We start from the raw sequence: 19,898 nt of genomic DNA, 5'->3' as shown, positions 1-19,898 counted from the left end.
CAGCCAGAGTTATACTGGCTGCCCGAATTATCCCGAGGGGGCGATTGTGTCTAACGGCGAACTGCCAAAAGACGCAGATGGGTTACAACTCAACTTTTGTAAAACATTGGCGTGTGACAACTTTGGATTGAGTGATGCAAAGCGTTACGTTCTGCAACATGCGAACCCTAAGCGTCCGGCGATGGTATGCCGTGAATGTGGAGCTTTCCCCCCCTTACTTAATAATCGCGATGTCGTGAACGAACTTCATCGCCTGCGGCACGTCCACAGTGACGGGTTGCCTGCTTGCCGTAATGATGATTGCGACAACTTTGGACTTTCTGTCCACACTCACAAACACCTCTATCACGCTTTCGGTTACAGTGGCGATCGCCAACGTTACCGCTGTAAAGTGTGTCAAAGTACCTTTGTCGACAAGTGGTCTGGTGCCAACAAGAAGCTTCAATTTCAAGAGAACTTGATGGGTTTATTGTTTACGGGATATTCCGTACGAGAAATCTGCCGCAAGCTTAGTATTAACCCAAAAACCTTTTACGATCATGTTGACCATATAGCTAGCCGCTGCCGCCGCAAGCTGGCAACCATTGATGCGCGCTGGGTAAACCACGCAACGCATTATGAATTGGCCTCAAACTATATTGCATTGCAACCGAACAGCAATAATGGTGTGTATTGGATTGTTTCTGGCGAAGCGCATTCTGGCTATATTCTTTGCCAGCACGTCAATTATTCCGCTGATGAAGAGCCAATCGCAACGCTCGATCATAATCCTTACGATGAGGTGTCTCGTTTTGTTTCCCAGGAGTACGTAGCGGAAGCAAGTGAGCCGCTTGCGGAACCTTCTCATCACCTCAGAGAGCGAATTGACCAAAAATACCAAACAATTTTGGCTCGCGGTAACGTAGAAGACCCTCTTGGTAATCTATCTGTATTTCATTACCCTTCAAAAGGGGCATTAGTCCGTCCGCCATACACCTCGTATGCACACTATTTGCACGTACTTGATATGTGCTGCCCAAACAAACGTGTATCTCTATACATGCCTCAAGATCCCCTACTACGTTCAGCTGCACTGAGCGTTTGTTTACCTCGTATTAAAGAGAAAAGTGTCGACTTGATGTACGTAGAAGAGGACGCTAGTTGGGACATGAGCACTCCCTTTGGCAAAGTCGATATCGCCTATATGAGTTGGTGGCGCGATCGTTGGGCAATCTCTAGTCAAAACGAAAACCACAAAGGCATTTGCTACCTCGCTGGCGATCAAAATGAGCCTGAAAAATGGTTTAACGTTGCGACAACTCGTCATGTGAAGTTTTATCAAAACCGCTTTCAGATTCTTTTCGAAAGCTTCATTAACGAGCCACGTCGCAAATTACGACCTGCTGGTATTTTACCTCTTTTAGATATATTCAGAGCTTGGCATAATTTGTGCTATCAGGATAAACAAGGTCTTACCGCTGCACAAAGGTTGGAAGTCTCTGATGCACCTTTGACAATCAAACAGCTCCTATCGTAGCTATTCTATTGGTAATTTAGATGTAGTAATTAGGGGTTGTAACGGTATACATTACGGCCCCTGATCGTTTACCAAAACGTTATCCGCATCGCTTTGGTAAAGAAACATGCATCTAACCACTTAATATTAGGTGTGATTTCCAGTTCGATAGTCATGGATGTGAACGTTGGATAAAAACCAAATTCAGCTAGAAGATGATCTCACTAAGCTTAAAGGCCAAATAAAATCGGCCCCTAAACATACCTTTAATATTGCGCAGCAATATCGTATCCGCGCGGAACAAATTTTATTTGTGGACGGAGAGATCAAAGCCTTACTCATCATGGCGCAATGCTGTTGGTGCCTAATGGATTACCGACAAGGCTTAAAACTCGTCAAAGACGCTTACAGCAAACAAACACAGCTTGAAACCGACGATCATCTCCCGGAAATTCTCCATCTTTTTGCACTCCAATATTGGGGCCAAGCAAAGTATTATTCCGCGCAACAATATTGGATTAATGCGCTCGAACAATCTGCTCTTGTTGATGATGTTGAAATTCAAATCGAATCTCTAATTGGGCTTGGTAATGTATGGCGCATCACTAATGAACACCAACTTGCCGCTTCAACTCATGAGTTAGCCGTTAAAGTGGCAAACAATGTTCGTATTGCTTGGTTAGAAGGCAAAGCGCGCATCCTATTAGCTTGGGACTATTACTTACTAAATAAGTTTGTCGAGATGCTTACGGTACTGGATGGAGCAACCGAAGTATTAAAAGATCATGATGACAGTACGTGGCAAGCCGAGATCTGGGACTTTAAAGGGTTAGCACTGCTTGGACTAGAACGCCTTGATGCGGCCGAAGAAGCCACCCAAAAAGCCCACCAGCTCGCCATTGAGCATGACCTCGTTTGGATGAAAGCACACTCTTTTATTAGCCGAGCAAGACTTGAGCTTTTGCGCCAAAATACAGACAGCGCTGCCAAGTTGCTACTTGCAGCAGAAGAGTCTGCACTCAGTTTCGACCACGGTGAGCTACTCAGCCAAATTTGCTTCCAACAATCACGAGTCGCTGAAGAACAAGGTGACTTTGAGTCTGCGTTTAACGCGTTCAAGAAATACCGTAAGCACGCACTCAAAATGCTCAAAGAACAAACTCACCGAATCAGCATGGATAAAGCAAGAGGCTCTAAACGCCAACTAGAGCAGCGAGCACGTAAGCTGATCAATCATATTCGCTCTCAACACGAATACGACCCTGAAAAGCAGTTCTCTAATGTCGTTTCTGAGACCTACTGGTGGGAACAATTAGTTTTGTTTAAAACGGAGCTCAAACGCTCTAACCACGCCATCATTATGATTCAGCATTCAAACCCCGAAGTTCTCGATGTTTGTACCGAGCTCGTTCATGCATTGACAACCTCTAGCGACCTCATCTCGAGAATTTCCAGTAACAGGCTAGCAATGTTAATTGCAGAAAAAGGTCAAGCAGCAGAAGAGGTCTACCGCACTGTCCAAGCGATGTTAGACATCTATCCATGGAAGCGACGCGGAATCAAAGGCCCGAAACCGATACTGTATTTGCAAGATATCCTGACCTTCCCATTCACGTTAGAACAGCTCGAAGAAAGTTATATTGAGGTAATGAAGAATGGAACAACTGCTTAGCAAGGTGACTGACGCAGGTATCGATCCTTCTTCCGTTTCAGGTGAAGAAGCGATTACGCTATGGGAACACATAGGGTTACATATTGCGTCAACAAACCGAGAGAAAGCGCATTGCTATATCATTAGCGCCGAGTATCGAAGAGAGATCAAACAGCTCAACGACAGCATTAGTGAATTGAAACAAGCGCTTGAGTTGCTTGTTTTACCAGAAGATGTAGAAGATATTCTTTCTGTGAAAGCAAGCTTGAGTGAGCGTTTAGTTGAAGTAGGTGACTACAATGCGGCATTAACCGAGTATGTTGCTTCAACCAATATCGCCGTCGAGTACGGCTATATTGATGAGTACGTATTGGCCATTATTGGAATGGGTAATTTATGCGATGCCTATGGGGATCACCAACGTGCATTACGTTATTATCAAAAAATAGATGCTATCGATCACGCTATTGGCAGTCGATCACTACGCCTTCGTTACAAGCTGTACATGCTTGCCTGTTATATCAGCTTGAACCGTACCGCAGACGCCAAAGAGCTGTTGAGTGAATGTGAAGAACTGAGCATTCTCGTCAGTGATAAAAACCTCGCCGCACAAATTCACCTCTACCGAGCCAAATTACATCGTCTGCAAGAAGACTACCCCAATGCGTTGCTGGCTATTTCGAATGTTCAGTATACAACGGGTAGTGCCACGACATACTGGTTATCTACGATGGTCAAAATTGAGACTGCGTATTGTCTAAACGGTGTAGGGCACACTTCTTTAGCTAATTTAACGTTGGACTCCATCAGTAAAAGGATTCAAAAGCAGCTATCTCCTATCGTTACTCAGCATTTTTATAACGCGATGAGTCAAGTTTACGCCTCTCAAGGGTTGTATCAAGAAGCATTAAATTGTGAAAAAAAAGCGCATAGAATCGAATCTGATCTTGTAAAACATATTCCGATCGGTGAGTTAGGGTCTGCTCAACTACGCCGACTTTCACGCTTTGAGTTACAACTCAAACTCATTTTGTCAGAGCTAGAAAACAAAGAACTAAAAGAAACCACCAAGCAGCATAAAAATACTGTTGCTCAGCTACAGCAGGACGTCTTTACCGATCCACTTACGTCTTTACACAACCGACGCTGGTTAGAAGTTAAACTAAAAGATCTACTTCTGCACGATACTGCATTTGCATTGATGGTCATCGATATCGATCACTTCAAATCTATCAATGACGAACTAAGCCACTTGGTTGGCGACAAAGCGATCAAAAGTGTGTCACAGGAACTGGCGTCCTACTTCAAATTTAAAAGCGCATCATGCGTTCGATTTGGTGGTGAAGAGTTCCTCGTGATCCTTGAAAATACCCAACTGGAACGAGCAGAAATGCATGCCGAGAATTATCGTGAACGGATTTATCAATATGGTTGGGACGATATTCTTGGTGAACGGGGGCTGACCGTATCCATAGGGATTACCTTGCATCGAGAAGGCGAGAATACTCAGCGAACTTTTTATCGTGCAGACAAAGCTCTTTATCGCGCCAAAGCCAATGGCAGAAACCAAGTCTGTACCGAACTTTAAACCATGCCCCGGTTGACACCTGGGGCTTTAGTATACTTTTTATTTATCCTTCCTATATCACTTCACTGCTTGTTTAAATAAGTACTCAGCAACACCTTAACTGCCAATAAACATCAGTGGATACTTACATCGCATAAACATAATTCCTACATAAAAACCGCTTGATTCATCTGTAGTTAAGACAAATACTTAAATTGTTAATTTACGTAGATTTTCCATTTCGCAATACGCACAGGTAGGTAAGATGTTTCTAGACTATTTTGCACTTGGGTTACTCATCTTCGTTGCTTTAGTGATCTTTTACGGAATCATTGTCATCCATGATATTCCATATGAAATCGCCAAAGAGAGAGAGCACCCGCACCAAGACGCAATTCACTACGCTGGCTGGGTCAGCCTTTTCACTTTGCATGCGCTGTGGCCATTTTTATGGATCTGGGCAACATTATGGCGCAAGGAACGCGGCTGGGGTTTTAAACAACTAGAACAAGAAACACACGACATTCATCACCGCCTTGAAGAACTCATCGATGAAGTCAACGAACTCAAAAACGAAGTATCGATGTTGAAACAACAAAAGATTCAGCAAAAGCCTTTGCCTGAACAAAGTAAAGAGGACGAATAATGGACTTATTGCTGATTCTGACTTACGCAGCTCTTTGTATTGCCATTTTTAAAATTTTCAATATTCCTCTAAACAAATGGACCGTTCCAACCGCCGTACTTGGCGGCGTAGTGTTAGTGGGCACACTCGTGCTGCTTATGAACTACAACCACCCATTTACTCAATTGGGTAACCAAGTGTTCCCGACTACGCCTATCGTCTCTGGCGTGCGTGGCCGCGTGGTAGAAGTGCCAGTCCAGGCCAACCAACCGCTCAAAACGGGCGATATTCTTTTCAAAATCGATCCTGTGCCTTTTGAAGCAGAAGTTGCTCGCCTTGAAGCGAAAGTCAAAGAAGCAAGCCAAGGTGCCTTGGGTTTAGAGTCTGATCTAAGAGAGGCAGAAGCTGCTGTATTGAAAGCGCAAGCGGACAGAGATAAAGCACAAAGGGAATTCAGCCGATATCAAAGGGGCTTTGATCGTGGCGCGTTTACTGAACAAGATTTGGATACTCGACGCCAAGCGTATAAAGCGGCAGAAGCCATGTTAGACGTTGCGATTTTGCAACAAGAACAAGCGCAAATCGCTCTGGACTCTGAAATCGGAGGCGAAAATACCCAAGTCGCGCAACTTCTTGCCGAGCTGCGTAAAGCAGAGTTTAACCTAGAGCAAACCGTCGTTCGTGCGCCAACCGATGGTTACGTTACGCAATTGGCTTTACGTCCTGGAGTGATGGCTGTGCCGTTGCCACTTGCCCCGGCAATGACCTTCGTACATACCGAAGACATTACGTACACCGCGGCATTCAGACAGAACTCATTACAACGCTTGAAGCCAGGCTTTGAAGCAGAATTTATGTTCCGCGCAATTCCGGGCAAAGTGTTCCGTGGCGAAGTCATTGACGTGATTCCAGCCATTGGTGAAAGCCAAATTCAAGCGCGAGGCGCTCTGCTCGGGACTGATGCCTTGCGCACGAGCGGACGTGTTTTTGCGAAGCTGAAAATTACCGACGACTTGAGTGGATACCACTTACCAATGGGTACTGCGGTTGAAGTTGCAGTTTATTCAGACAGCTTTACTCACGTATCAGTGATGCGCAAAGTGCTTATTCGTATGAAGAGCTGGCAGAACTATTTATACCTCGACCATTAATGAACATATAGCGCATTCATTTATCGGTAAAAATAACATCAAACCGTGTAATCAGGGGCTGACGATCAGCCCCTGATTCATTCTAGCCATCCAGATAGATAGCATTCCCACTTTTATTAATATTCTGTATAATGCGCGCCTTATTTTTAATGCTTGCTAAAACCAAAGCCAGTCAAAGGGATGCGTGAATCAAATCACACATTTCCTGAAGAAAAATAGAGCAAACAATAAGCAGCTTGGTTGTTTTGAATATATGTTACACAATCAAATAACTAACGCTTTCCAACAATATAAATGAACGTTCTTTAAAATCGACTATTGAACTGAGGTTATCTATGAATCTTTCCGCTAAAACTGTTGTGGTTATTGCAATCGGTGCTGCTCTTTACGGTATCGGCGGCTTACCTATGTTTGGCATCCCTGTGTTTGCAAACACAACGCTAAAACCAGCCATGGCAGTATTAGCATTGTTCTCAGTACTATTTGGACCACTTGTTGGCTTCTTGGTTGGTTTTATTGGGCACTGGGTTACTGACCTATTTGCTGGTTGGGGCGTATGGCTCACTTGGGTACTTGGTTCAGGTATTGTTGGTTTGATTATCGGTCTATTCCCTTCTCTAACGCGCTACCGTTTGGAGAAAGGTGATTTCAATATGAAAGACTTCGCGTTATTCGTGGTACTTGCACTATTAGGCAACGTATTTGGTTACGGTTGCTCTGCATTCCTCGACACGATTTTGTACGCAGAACCGTTCACTAAAGTGTTTACCCAGCTTTCTATTATCGCGATCGGTAACACCATTCTTATTGCTATTGTTGGCTTCTTCATTCTTAAATCTGTCGCTAAACGTAACAAGCAAAGCCGTAACTTAACAGAGGCTTAATGTCGAATGACAATCGAATTTTCTAACTTCTCTTTTAGATATGAGTCGCTGGACAAACCGACGCTAAAAAATATCAATCTAAGGATAGAGAAAGGAGAGAAAATCGTCATTATTGGTCCAAGTGGTAGTGGTAAATCTACCCTTGGGCAATGTCTTAACGGACTGATCCCACACGCAATCAAAGGGGAAACCAGTGGAACATTGACCATCAATGGTCAAGACACCGCCCCTTTCGACATGCACCAATACACTGAGCAAGTTGGCACCGTACTGCAAGATACGGACAGCCAATTTGTCGGCTTGAGCATTGGCGAAGACATCGCATTTGCGCTGGAAAACCAGCTAACTTCTAACATCGACATGTACCCATTGGTCAAAGCCACGGCCAAAATGGTCGACTTGGAACAGATGTTAGATCGCTCTCCCCACGATTTATCTGGCGGACAGAAACAGCGTGTTTCTTTGGCGGGCATTCTCGTCGATGACGTCGATATCCTTTTGTTTGATGAACCACTAGCTGCGCTTGACCCTAAAACGGGTAAAAAAACCATCGAGATCATCGATGATCTACACCGCGAAACGGGCAAAACCATCGTAATCATTGAGCATCGTCTTGAGGACGTTCTGCATCGCTCAGTTGACCGTATTATCTTGATGGAAAGCGGCGAAATCATTGCCGATACAACGCCAGATGAAATTTTAGCGTCGCCTCTGCTAGAAGATTACGGCATCCGCGAACCGCTTTATATTTCGGCTCTGAAAGAAGCAGGCTGCGCGATTGAGGGCGATGCAAAACCTTCTAGCTTAACTACCTTACCGTTGGAGCAATATAAACCAGCAGTACAAGCATGGTTTGATGGTTCAACAGCACAACCACCTAAAACGCCAGCCGAGACTTTGCTTGAAGTCCGTGGCCTCACCTATTCTTACGACGGTGAGAAAAACGCGCTAGAAGACGTGAGTTTTGACATCAAGCGTGGCGAGTTTGTCTCTGTACTTGGTAAAAATGGCTCGGGTAAATCGACCATCACCAAACTGATTATGGGCGTTATTGAAGCGGATAGCGGCTCAATGAGCATGAATGGTCAAGATCTTAACGAACTGACCATCTTCGAGCGCAGCCAGAAAGTGGGCGTGGTGATGCAAAACCCGAATCACATGATTTCCCATCACATGATTTTCGACGAAGTGGCCTTCGGCCTCCGTAATCGTGGCATTGAAGAGAAACAAATCGAAGCTAAAGTCCTTGAAGTCCTTGAGCTGTGCGGTTTGAGCAAATACCGTCACTGGCCAATCGAAGCATTGAGCTACGGCCAGAAAAAGCGCGTAACCATTGCGTCAATTTTGGTCTTGGAACCAGAGCTTCTGATCCTTGATGAACCGACGGCAGGTCAGGACTACCGGAACTACACGTCTATGCTGAGTTTCATCGAAAAGCTCAATCGCGAGTTGGGCGTAACCGTGATGATCATCTCTCATGACATGCATTTAGTGCTGGAATACACTACGCGCTCTATCGTGATTGCAGACAGTAAATTAGTCGCGGATGCACCAATGACGCAGGTATTCAGCAGTCCAGAGTTACTAGACCAAGCGAACCTCACCACAACAAGTCTGTTTGAGTTGGCTACGAAAGTTGGCATCGAAGACACCAATGGCTTTATGCAGCATTTTATCAATGTAGAAAAAGCGCACCGCCAACAAAAAAGCAGCGAAGTAAACCAACCAGAGAAAGCAGTGGCATGAAAGACAATAAGATGAAGTTTGGTATCAACTACATCGATACCCAATCGCCACTTCATAAGTTGAATGGCATTACTAAGTTCTTGCTTTTCATTGCTTGGGTAACGGTGGTGTTGACCACATTTGACTTGCGAATCATCGCGCTGTTGATCGTGCTTGGTTTAGGCTTATTGAAAATGACCAAAGTGCCCTTTCATGTCTACAAACCGCTGTTATTCGGTACAGGCACGGTATTACTGATCAATGCCCTGTTTATGTTCGCGTTAGCACCGCAACAAGGTACTGAGTTCATGGGTTCATCAACGGTTTTACTCTCGTTACCCGGTAATTACTCGCTCACTCAAGAGACGTTGTTTTACCTAGTAACAGTGACGTTGAAATACTTCAGCATGTTTCCAATCGCGTTGGTGTTTGTATTTACCACTCACCCGACGGAGTTTTCAGCCAGCTTGAACCGCTTGGGTGTACCTTACAAAATCGCCTATGCCGTAAGCTTAACGCTGCGCTACTTGCCGGAAGTGAAAAAGGACTTTGTTAACATCATGCACGCGCAACAAGCACGCGGAGTAGAACTGAGCAAGAAGGCTCCGTTGTTCACTCGTATGAAGAACGTCGCGAAGATTCTTGGTCCTCTGATTTTCTCTAGTTTGGACAGAGCCGATCAAATCTCAAACGCGATGACGCTACGTGGTTTTGGCCGCCACTCCTCTCGCACTTGGTACAGCTTAAAACCACTGACCAAAGCCGATATGATCTGCATGGCGGTAATTGCGGTGATAGTGATTGCTGCGATCAGCAAGCGTGTGATGGACACACAACTGTTCTGGTATCCGTTTTAAATTCTGAAGCTTCAAACTGAACATAACGTGGTTAGTGTTGTGACCACGTTATCTTCCGTCTTTCCCCTCGATAACTCGCCTGTTGGCTTCTTGCTTGCAAGTATTCAAAAGAAGCGGTAATTTCAGCGGCTCGCTGATGTGCCAGAAAGTTGCTTATTCAAACGACCAACATGAACTAAACTCATCAGTTTTATCAGGGGCTTAATGATCAACTGCGCACTGCCTACAATGAAAAGCCAAGTACCACTTTCAATCAACGAATCATTCAAAAAGAAAAAGCTACCAATTAAAAACCAAATAGCAATGAGTAGGTCGTTTGCAGCTCCTAACGCCTCATAGCGGCGCTGAATAACGATGTGACGGCTTCCTAGATCTAAATCCAACTCTCTGCCATGTATCTGCACTGTATAGATCCCCTCTTATTGTTTCGCGTCAGTTATGCCCAAGTTATTTCGAAATACTTAGTTCTAAACCCTAACGGACGTGGCATGCATTGACAACCATTGGAGGGATTATCTATTTGCAATCAAAAGAAAAGGGCGCATAAGCACCCTTTTCAGCGAGTCTAATTACAGGTATTCACTTCAATGGCTAGATAGTGAGTGCCAACTTAACTCCACTTCAACAAGCGAGTTTCGTTGCCTTCTTCCGGCTTGGCTGGAATATTGAGTGACAACAGCAAGCTCACTGCTGCCATACCAGCGCCGATGTAAAATACGCTCGCAGGTGAAACAAGCCAAATGACACCAAACGTAACAGGTATTACAACTGCAGCAATATGGTTAATCGTAAACGCAACGCCTGCGGTCGACGCCATATCGGCAGGATCGGCAATTTTCTGGAAGTAGGTTTTAATCGCAAGCGCTAACGCGAAAAATAAATGATCGACAACATACAATGCTGCCGCCCACTCTGCCGTTTGCACCAAACCGTACCCGACGAACACGAAGATCAAACCGACGTATTCAAACATCAACGCTTTGCGCTCACCAACAACGCCGATAAAACGGCCTATTCGCTTCGCAAACAAGAAGTTAAAGACATAGTTAATCAGGAACAGCAACGTAATATCTGCGGCGGAGTAACCAAACTTTTCTACCATCAAGAAACCAGCGAACACCGTAAAAATTTGACGGCGTGCTCCACTCATAAACGTAAGCGCATAGTATAACCAGTAACGTTTACGCAGGATGAGCTTCTTGTTCTGAGGCACTTTTGTCTTAAATTGTGGGAAGGCAAATGCCATCACCAAAATGAGCACAAAACCTAAACCACCAGCCATTAAATAGACCGTTTTAAAATCAAGTTTGAGCTGTTCGAGCGAAACCCAAATGGCGCCGTAGGTAAACAGAGAAGCCAAAGCTCCAACAGAAATAAACTTACCCAGCATTTCTGGCGCTTCTTCTTTAGATAGCCATTGTAAAGACAAAGACTGCTTGAGTGTTTCAAAGTAATGGAAGCCGGTGGACATTAACAAGGTTGTAAAAAGTAGACCGTACAAAGTGGGAAAATAACCTGTTAATGCCGTACCAAGCGTAAGCATCGCCAAAGAGACGAGCATAAAGCGTTGCTCTCGGATAAACAGCAATACAAACACGGCGGTAAAGGCCAAAAAACCCGGAATTTCGCGCACACTTTGCAATAAGCCTATGTCTGCACCATCAAAGTTTGCTTTCTCGATAACAAAGTTGTTCAACAACGCCATCCAGGTAGAAAAAGCAATGGGCACGATAATGGAAATTAACAGGAGGAAATTTTGCGGCGTTCTCCAGCCGTGCGATGAGGTAGTCATGATGTTTCCTTTAAATATGAAGGCATCATCATAGCTTTAAATGTAACAAATTCGCAATATCATTATTATTTTAAGCCCAGAGCAAGCAGATATGGCTGAGGAATATTGTTATGAAGATAAACATCGCGCTTAACTCCTTGGCTAAGCGCGATGTTCAAGTATCAAGAGAAATAAAGCATGAGTAAATGTGCTCAGTGGCTTAATCAATGACTTTTACTGATAGGCGATTTTTAAATTCAAACACATGTTCTGGACATACATCCAAACAACGACCACAGCTAATGCAGTTTTGATCCATAACTCGACGATCTCCCTCTTTCAAAGGCTGCCGAAGCACTTCTGGTTCTGGGCAAACGTAAAAGCAATCCATGCATTTGGTGCAATCTTCGCGCCGAACAACAGTAACGCGCAACAGGCTTTTTCGGCCTATCACGCCATAGGTAGCCCCCAGTGGACATAAGTGCCCACACCACCCATGCTCAACCAAGAGTAAATCCAACACAAACACTAGGGCGATCAACACCCAACCTGCGCCCATACCAAACACCAACCCGCGATGCAGTGCCGCCACTGGATCTAACCATGTCCAAAGAATTGCGCCAGACAGCGCACTGCCCAACATCAAAACAGGGATCAGCCAATAACGAATCACGGGAGACCAACGATAGCTCGCTTTAATGTTGAGCTTTCGACGCAACCACGCCGCCAAGTCTGTCACGATGTTCAACGGGCACACCCAAGCACAAAATGCGCGCGGCGCCAAAATCGCGTAAAACACCACGACAATCACTACGCCTAACAACGCATTAAACTCCGGAACATGCCCTGTCGCCAAAGCTTGAAGCACAATTAACGGGTCACTTAACGGCACGGTATCGAGCAACATACTTGATGACAGATTACCAGTTAGAATTCCCAGCGTCGGCCCAGCCATAAATAGCGCAATGATGGTGAACTGACATAGCCGACGTAAAATCAAAAACCGATGCGCGCGCCACCAACCAAGCTTTTCAAGCGCTTCTTTGCCAGCATTTTGAGCTAAATTCTTTGCCATTACTTACCTCCTTTTAGCGATTCAAGCGCACCTTCCGGCACAGGCGTCTCACTAGGGAGGATATTTTCGAGTGGTTTGTCGAGCTCTTTCCAACCAAAATTGTAGTGGCTGCCCACTTTGCCTTTCGCCAAATCCGTCGGGACGACTTTAATAGCAGCGACATCCAACACGCACGCTTGTTCACACTTACCACATCCGGTACACACTTCGGAATTCACTGTAGGGATAAGTTTGGCGTGATAGCCAGTTCGATCGTTGTGAACCATCTCTAACGTGATGGCTTCATCAATCAGCGGACAAACGCGATAACAAACGTCGCATCGTAACCCTTGCCAGTTAAGGCAAGTTTCATGGTCAATAAGAACCGCTGTACCCATTCGAGCATCATCAATATCGGTTAGTTTCGGATCCAGCGCCCCACTCGGACAAGCGACAACACAAGGAATGTCTTCGCACATTTCGCAGGGAATATCGCGTGCAGTAAAGTAAGGTGAGCCAGTCGCGACGGGTGAAAGTAATGTCGCAAGTTTCAAGGTATCGTAAGGACATGCCTGAACACACAAGCCACATCGAATACAAGCTGATTCGAAATCGCCTTCCGGCAGTGCACCAGGCGGACGAATAGGCACACCTTTGGTTTCTCGAGCTTGGCTTTGTAGCGATTGTAAGCCCAATACACACGCAGCTGCGCCAACACCAGCCGCAGTTCGAGCTGTATCACGCAAAAATCGGCGCCGACTTTGCGATATTTTAGACTGAGAGGATTTCATGCTATTTCCTCAACAAAACTCCCTTATCAAGTTAAGCATAAATAGCCCTAAACGTGTCGTTTCCCTATACCTCATAGGAGGTAACCCCATCCTCTATTGATTCAAGTCAACTGACGCACAGTGCCGTCATCACAGTTTGACTAAATGCGTTTATTTACTGCGACATGAAATTCACCACGATACTCTGCAGTACGCACCATTCTCAGTACAATAATTCAACACCTTTGCAATCTATTCGCTCAATTCGATGATAAATCACTACTGAAAATTAAAAAAAAGACATCATAACAAGCTAATTTAAAAGGCATTTATCCATTAAACATAAAAAAATACTATCCAAATAAGAAAACTGTGGTTAGATTAAAAATTAAAACTAAAAAGCGAAGGAGAGAGGCATGGAAATTATCGTACGTCCAACGACCGTCGAAGACGCAGCGGCACTCGTAGAAATCTATTCACAACCAAAAGCACAGCGTGAAACCCTGCAACTCCCAAAGCCTTCGCTCGCGATGTGGGTGGAAAGATTGTCAAACATACCTGATGGTGTTTATAGCTATGTCGCTGAAATTGATGGTAAAGTCGTCGGTAATATTGGCTTTCACCACTCTCTACGTCCAAGAACGATGCACACGGCATCGTTTGGCATCGGAGTACATGATAGTTTCCACGGACTCGGTATTGGTAGCAAATTGATAGAAACAGTCACTGAACTAGCAGATAACTGGTTAAATGTGAGAAGAATTCAGATAGAGGTCAATGCCGATAACGACGCCGCCATTGGGCTTTATAAAAAGCATGGATTTCAAATTGAGGGTGAAGCGATTGACGGTTCCTTCCGTGATGGTGAATTCATCAATACCTATTACATGGCGCGCATCAGACCAGGCCAAAGATAAAACAAAGCCTCCTACTAATTGGAGGCTTTTCTTTTTAAACTTCGACTCACTTTCGTAAGTAAGCCAACGCTCTGCGAGTCAATGCTTCTGTGTAGGGATTGATCTTCCAGTGGTCGGAACTCCAACCTTTCACAAATCGCTGAAAGTCTGCCCAAGCCACAGCAAACAAAGGACGCCATCCACGCTCGACTTCATTAGGGTCAAGATTCGGTTGATAGACCATTAGCGCGTATTGCAACTGAGCAAAATACGTATCCAAAACCCAAACTTCCATCTCTGCACAACGTTCTGGCTTAACGGCGCTACTCATAAACAGTGCCACATCTTTCATTGCACACCCACATCCAACGTATTGAAAGTCAACCGCAGCAACGCTTGATTCTTCTTCATCAAAACAGAAGTTCGCCAATTTGGCATCACCATGTACTAGTGTTTTAAACTTAGCTTGCGAAAGCGTTTGATCAATCAATTGAGCCGCATTTTGTAGCTCAGTGTCTTGCAATGCTTCAAGCTCGTCGGGTCTGGTTGCTAAGTGCCAGTATGTACCGGTATGCCACAACTTATCCGAACGAACATCGATGTATCGCGCATGAAAGTTCGCCAACCAAGTGAGGCAGGCTTGTAGATGCTTTAGCTGTGCATCTGTGATGACTTTTGGAAAGCCCACCTCGGCGAGATCTTCCATCACAATGAGCCATTCATTCTCCGATTGGAACGTTTTTAGACCTTGTGGTACTCGGCAGCGAGTATCCACCCCTCCGGAAAAATACTCATACCAATTCACTTCCACCTGATAAGAGTGCAACTTTCTTTGATGAGAACGGTCCGTATTCCAGCCTCTAGGATGCTCTGAAGGCTTAGGGAGTTTTACATGCTTAATGATCACCGAACGAGTAGAATAAGTAACTTGGACTAACTCTCCATAGCCTCCCCATAGCGATTGTATGACTTCTACAGAGCGGTAATTACCTAGATTGAGTTCCTGGCCAATATTTTGGTAGCGTTGGTGGTTGTTAGTCATCATGCGAGCAGATGTGACCACGTTTGGTTCTTCTCCATGTAGTGAATAACATATGGGCAAACTGGTTTGATTTGATAACCGAGTGACTCAATTTCTGGCAACACCGCTTCCATCATCACTTTTCCGTACCCCTTACCTCGCAGTGCTTCAGGAACAACCGTTGATGTAATGTGCATGACATTACCCTTAAGCTGATAAATTAACTTGGCTTTATAGCCCTGCTCTAAATCAACCCAGAATGTACTATTCGTGGCTTCATGAGTTACTTTATGCATATCTTGCTCTCTAATTTTTGTTACAGATTGATTGAATCAAACTATATCACTGAATAAAATCGATACCATGCGAGAGTGCTGCTTCGCCTCACGCGATTACCTTCTTACATCAGGTACGACAATTATAATGAGAAATATGAGCCCAATTGCCAGAGACGGCAAGCTACCTCTGCAAAGCAAGAAGGCACCAGAACGTCAGGCAAGTACATTAAATAGCACCGATGCAATGGCAATGGTCGAACACGGCAGTGAAGTGAGCTTAAACGTCACCACCCCTGTTGGTACAAAGTTTATTACAACCAGCACATTTGTTGGCTGTCACTCAAATAATACTGCATTGATAGAGGTTCCGAACATCTCCGATGAAGACTTGAAGTTCTATTTTCAAGAAGGCTTTTGGATCAATGTAAAAGCCTACTCTCATCGAGGTGAAGGGGCCGTTATCCCATTTCGGGCCCAATTACAGCATCGACTAGGCGATCCGTACCCAATTTTGGTGCTAGACCTACCCAACACTATGCAGGTCTTTCAGCTTCGCAAAGAAGTGCGTTACGAAGTAAATTTGAGAGCGCGTGTTTGTTTAGAAGCCTATCGAACTGAATGCGAAATAAGAGATTTATCTCGTAGTGGCTGTCGTTTTGTAACATCACCAATGAGCCGACCACTTCAGGTTGGTGACCACGTTTCATTAGATCTAACAATGCCCGGAGAAAGTCGTATGCTAGCGCCGTTGCGAGGTCGTATTTGTAATTTACAAAAATCAACGCACTATGCTCGCTACGGAATGGAGTTTGATGAGGTTGGTAAAAACAACGCTAAAAACCTCCTCAGTCACCTCAAATTTGATGGGACTAAGCTCACACTAAAAAGATAGATTTTATAACCCCTACGCTTATCAAGAAGCTTTGAAGTGCTAGAAAACAAGAAACCCCTTACTTTTCAGTAAGGGGTTTTATTTACTAAGAATAAGGCAGTATCTTAGATAAGAGTCATGACTTAGAAGTCGTAACGTAGACCTAGCGCTAGCTCATCTTTTTCAGCCGCGCCTTCGTTATCCATTAGATCGAAGTTGTATGATGCGTAGCCACGGAAGTTAGGCTTGAAGTAGTAAGTTACATCAACAGCTAGGTTTTCTACAGTATCTGCGTCTTCTAGTTCACCTTTGTTGAACGTAGAAGTGAATACAGTTTGACCCATAGTGTAAGCAGCGGCTAGTTCGTAGCCTTTGTAATCAAAAGTCTTACCTGCAACATCCATATCCGCGCCAGTGTAGTTACCAGCGAAGTAGAAGTCACCTACAGAGTATGCAGCTACCAGCATGAACTCATCGCTGTCGTTTTGATCTGCGTAACCAGCACCTAGTTCAAAACCAGTGTTAGCAAACGCGTAAACACCAGATAGAGAGAAGCCATCTTCCTCGTTGTCTGTAAAGCCTTGTGCATCTGTTGTGCGATCAGCAAAACGGTAGCTAGCGCGTACAGCTAGTTGCTCGAATTGGCCTTTGTAAGACAGCATGTTATCTGTACGGTCAGAAACCGGCAGTTTAAGTGCTGCTGTGTTACCGTGGTAAGCCATAATGTCAGTAAAGTCAGTAAGAACCACTAGTGCGCCGTCGTTTTTACCGTAAGTTACTTCACCGTATTTGCCACCCAGACCCGCATAAGCGTAACGAGTTTCAAGGTCACTATTGTTATCTACGGCACCTTCTTCTTTTGTTTTGAACTCACCTTCCCAAAAACCAACGCCGTATAGGTTTTCATTGATTTCCTGTTTGCCTAGGAAGTTAAGACGGATGCGAGTACGGTCTTCTGCCTTACCATCCATCATAGAAAGACGCGCTTCAGCGCGGCCGCCCATCTCAAGAGAAGTGCCATCTTGGTTGTATAGTTCTGAAGCGACAACTTGAGATCCTGATGCCATTAGCGCCACTGCTACAGCTAAAGTTTTTAATTTCATTGTTATTTTCCATATCATTGTTTTATATGTGTTTTCTCACCAGAAAAACAGGACTTTTCTGTACCAACGAGAAAACTGGCGGCATAGTAGCAGCTGTTATTTTTCACGCAACGTGTTGAATAAACAGCGCTTATAGAAGAAAACACCACTTAAAATGACGATATGAATACCTCTCAACCATCAAGTTATCGGTTGAGTTAAAAAAAATGTTCGCGTCAAAAAAAAATTGACGAAAAAAATGTAAAAACAATATCACAAAACGTGATATTGCCCGCAAAAAAATCTTGTTAACTGACTGTTTTAGATAGACTTATTGATAATAAATCCGATTATTACAAACAAAAAAATCCCTGAGCATTCACTCAGGGATTTAGAGATTTGATAAGTAGATGATGAATTAAAGCTTAAAGAAACTTAATTGCTCTTTCTGCTTCTCTGCAAGTAATGAAAGCTCAGTACTCGCACTTGCACTCTGGCTGATGCCCGCTACGTTTTGGTTTACAAGCTCCGACATGTTAACCACGTTGCGATTGATATCTTGCGTAACTTGAGACTGCTCTTCGGCTGCGGTTGCTACTTGCGTGTTTGAATCGTTGATGTTGGCGACTGACTCGGTAATTCCAACCAACGCTTCATTAGCTTGTTGCGTCAGCTCGTTGTTGCGGCTAAGCATATCAAGGCTGACTTGCATACTGTCATTCGCAAGCCCAGACTGCGCTTGAAGCTCTTCAATGATCGTTTGGATCTCTTGTGTCGAGTCTTGAGTACGCGCTGCTAGCATTCGTACTTCATCAGCTACTACCGCAAAACCACGACCAGACTCACCAGCTCGCGCCGCTTCAATCGCAGCATTCAATGCTAGCAAGTTGGTCTGCTCAGATACGCCGCGAATCACTTCAATAACATCGTTGATCTGTACAGATTGCTCTTTTAGACGCAAAACAACTTGCGCTGCATCGTTCAATGCTTGAGACATTTGCGCACTTGCTTCCGCACTTTCTTGGAAGATAGCCAAACCTGATTGAGCAAGTCCATCAGCTTCACGCGCGGTTGCGTCAGCAGAGGTCGCGTTATCACTCACATTATTCGCAGTGCTTGCAAGCTCGTTAACCGCAGATGCAACTTGCTCGATCTCCGCCAACTCTTGTTGAGCGTTCGCTTCCGCTTGCGTCATTACCGCAGCTAATTCGGTCGATGCAGATGCAACTTCCTCACTAATACGGGTTAACTGGTCCACAGTGTTGTATAACTGCTCTGCGGTTTGGTTTACATCTTTGCTCAGCTTAGAGATCTCATTGTCCCCATCGACATCTGCACGTACTGATAGATTACCCATTGCTAACTGACGCATCACTTCTTGCAGCTTTTGGATTGGTGTAACAATCATGCCAGATAGGAACCAAGCGCCTATCAATGAGAAAGCAAATACCGCTAAAACCGTCAACATAGCGTTATTTTGCACACGTTCATTTTGCTGATGACTTCTGATAGTAGATTGTTCAGCTTGCTCGTTTACATGCTTTGATAGTGTGTTAATTTGTTGGACCATTTCTCGGCCAACATTGCGATACTCTTTGACAAATGCACGGTACTCGCTATCCGATTTCAAACCTTGATCGTATTGGTTGAAGAAAGCAACTGAGCGCTCTGAATATCGCACATAGGATTCAATTGCTTGGCGAACTTTAACGGCATCGTCACGGAATAGGTTTCGGGCTTCAATTGCGCTTAAATCGGCATCAACTTGCTTTAAGCCTTCTTTCAATTCGGTTAGAAAATTCTCACGACGAGAAGCATCGTAAATAGCGTAAACCGCGCTTATGCGCAGAGGGTAAATTTGGTCGTCAATACTCGCCAATGTGTCTTTGTGAAAAACCAAAGATTCTTGGTTGGAAGCAATAACATCTTGCTCTGCTTGAAGATTGTTTTTAGTAATCCAAAGAGCAATAAACAAAACAATCGCGGTAAATAATACCGGAATCAAAATTTGCGTTCGTACTGACAAATTTTTCAGTGATAACTGCATGACAGGGCCTCAGTTGTATGCGTGATGTCTATATCCAAACAAACTCGAGCAGTGCTTATAACAACGTTACTTTTCGGCAGTTTGAATATCTATGCTTCCTTGCGACGGGATAAATCCCAGACGAATAAACAAGTGGCGAATATTAGAGGTCGA

The 19,898-nt window shown here is 44.5% G+C and carries 18 protein-coding genes; 10 read left to right on the top strand and 8 right to left on the bottom strand.

All coding sequences use genetic code 11. The features are described from left to right. The first annotated feature begins 46 nt into the window (after window positions 1–46). The 8 genes from R7093_RS07180 (at window position 47) to R7093_RS07145 (ending at window position 9,955) form a co-directional block, all read left to right on the top strand. Window positions 47–1,516, top strand: coding sequence for a hypothetical protein (locus R7093_RS07180; protein WP_005383936.1), 1,470 nt, complete (start codon window positions 47–49; stop codon window positions 1,514–1,516). A 166-nt stretch (window positions 1,517–1,682) separates the two neighbouring features. Beyond that, a complete protein-coding gene (locus R7093_RS07175) occupies window positions 1,683–3,167 on the top strand; it encodes a hypothetical protein (protein ID WP_005375137.1) in 1,485 nt (494 codons plus the stop codon). After that, window positions 3,151–4,734, top strand: coding sequence for a GGDEF domain-containing protein (locus R7093_RS07170; protein WP_154204002.1), 1,584 nt, complete (start codon window positions 3,151–3,153; stop codon window positions 4,732–4,734). Before R7093_RS07175 ends, R7093_RS07170 begins: the two co-directional genes overlap by 17 nt. 244 nt (window positions 4,735–4,978) lie before the next feature. Further along, window positions 4,979–5,359: a DUF3302 domain-containing protein gene (locus R7093_RS07165; RefSeq protein ID WP_005375135.1), complete on the top strand. Its 381-nt coding sequence runs from the start codon at window positions 4,979–4,981 to the stop codon at window positions 5,357–5,359. Continuing rightward, a complete protein-coding gene (locus R7093_RS07160) occupies window positions 5,359–6,489 on the top strand; it encodes an HlyD family secretion protein (RefSeq protein WP_005375134.1) in 1,131 nt (376 codons plus the stop codon). Before R7093_RS07165 ends, R7093_RS07160 begins: the two co-directional genes overlap by 1 nt. A 335-nt stretch (window positions 6,490–6,824) precedes the next feature. Next, window positions 6,825–7,373: an ECF-type riboflavin transporter substrate-binding protein gene (locus R7093_RS07155; RefSeq protein ID WP_005375133.1), complete on the top strand. Its 549-nt coding sequence runs from the start codon at window positions 6,825–6,827 to the stop codon at window positions 7,371–7,373. A gap of 6 nt (window positions 7,374–7,379) precedes the next feature. Next, a complete protein-coding gene (locus tag R7093_RS07150; protein WP_017447267.1) occupies window positions 7,380–9,119 on the top strand; it encodes an ABC transporter ATP-binding protein in 1,740 nt (579 codons plus the stop codon). Then, window positions 9,116–9,955, top strand: coding sequence for an energy-coupling factor transporter transmembrane component T family protein (locus R7093_RS07145; protein WP_213970651.1), 840 nt, complete (start codon window positions 9,116–9,118; stop codon window positions 9,953–9,955). The genes R7093_RS07150 and R7093_RS07145 overlap by 4 nt, the downstream gene beginning before the upstream one ends. Before the next feature lie 122 nt (window positions 9,956–10,077). On the opposite strand, the gene R7093_RS07140 is transcribed toward R7093_RS07145, so the two are convergent. The 4 genes from R7093_RS07140 to napG all read right to left on the bottom strand — a co-directional run bounded on the left by R7093_RS07140 (window position 10,078) and on the right by napG (window position 13,571). Beyond that, complete coding sequence (locus R7093_RS07140) at window positions 10,078–10,359, bottom strand: YrhK family protein (RefSeq protein ID WP_025768568.1); 282 nt, start codon at window positions 10,357–10,359, stop codon at window positions 10,078–10,080. A 206-nt stretch (window positions 10,360–10,565) separates the two neighbouring features. Further along, on the bottom strand, window positions 10,566–11,747 hold the full coding sequence (locus R7093_RS07135; RefSeq protein WP_005375129.1) for an MFS transporter: 1,182 nt from the start codon (window positions 11,745–11,747) through the stop codon (window positions 10,566–10,568). A gap of 199 nt (window positions 11,748–11,946) precedes the next feature. Continuing rightward, window positions 11,947–12,801, bottom strand: a complete 855-nt coding sequence (gene napH / locus R7093_RS07130) for a quinol dehydrogenase ferredoxin subunit NapH (RefSeq protein WP_193837766.1) — start codon at window positions 12,799–12,801, stop codon at window positions 11,947–11,949. Continuing rightward, on the bottom strand, window positions 12,801–13,571 hold the full coding sequence (napG, locus tag R7093_RS07125) for a ferredoxin-type protein NapG (RefSeq protein WP_064376387.1): 771 nt from the start codon (window positions 13,569–13,571) through the stop codon (window positions 12,801–12,803). The genes napH and napG overlap by 1 nt, the downstream gene beginning before the upstream one ends. A 395-nt stretch (window positions 13,572–13,966) precedes the next feature. Here napG and R7093_RS07120 point away from each other — a divergent pair, with 395 nt between their 5' ends. Further along, a complete protein-coding gene (locus R7093_RS07120) occupies window positions 13,967–14,467 on the top strand; it encodes a GNAT family N-acetyltransferase (RefSeq protein WP_017820512.1) in 501 nt (166 codons plus the stop codon). A gap of 46 nt (window positions 14,468–14,513) precedes the next feature. Here R7093_RS07120 and R7093_RS07115 read toward each other — a convergent pair whose 3' ends face one another. Then, the gene (locus R7093_RS07115; protein WP_318146583.1) at window positions 14,514–15,491 is read right to left on the bottom strand and encodes a phosphotransferase; all 978 of its coding nucleotides are present in this window, start codon (window positions 15,489–15,491) and stop codon (window positions 14,514–14,516) included. After that, window positions 15,488–15,763 carry a GNAT family N-acetyltransferase gene (locus tag R7093_RS07110; RefSeq protein ID WP_104976440.1) on the bottom strand — a complete coding sequence of 92 codons (276 nt, stop codon included), beginning with the start codon at window positions 15,761–15,763 and terminating at the stop codon, window positions 15,488–15,490. Before R7093_RS07110 ends, R7093_RS07115 begins: the two co-directional genes overlap by 4 nt. A gap of 127 nt (window positions 15,764–15,890) precedes the next feature. On the opposite strand from R7093_RS07110, the gene R7093_RS07105 reads away from it, so the two are divergent. Beyond that, window positions 15,891–16,637 carry a flagellar brake protein gene (locus R7093_RS07105; RefSeq protein ID WP_042521645.1) on the top strand — a complete coding sequence of 249 codons (747 nt, stop codon included), beginning with the start codon at window positions 15,891–15,893 and terminating at the stop codon, window positions 16,635–16,637. Window positions 16,638–16,759: 122 nt separating this feature from the next. Here the strand turns inward: R7093_RS07105 and R7093_RS07100 are convergent, their stop codons facing one another. Together R7093_RS07100 and R7093_RS07095 are read right to left on the bottom strand one after the other, a co-directional pair. Next, on the bottom strand, window positions 16,760–17,719 hold the full coding sequence (locus R7093_RS07100; protein WP_064354918.1) for a porin: 960 nt from the start codon (window positions 17,717–17,719) through the stop codon (window positions 16,760–16,762). A gap of 397 nt (window positions 17,720–18,116) precedes the next feature. After that, window positions 18,117–19,745, bottom strand: a complete 1,629-nt coding sequence (locus R7093_RS07095) for a methyl-accepting chemotaxis protein (protein WP_318146577.1) — start codon at window positions 19,743–19,745, stop codon at window positions 18,117–18,119. Between the last annotated feature and the right edge of the window lie 153 nt (window positions 19,746–19,898).

The organism is Vibrio sp. 1580 (assembly GCF_033340055.1).
Note: the sequence above shows the minus strand (reverse complement) of the source record. Positions and strands in the feature narration are given on the sequence as shown.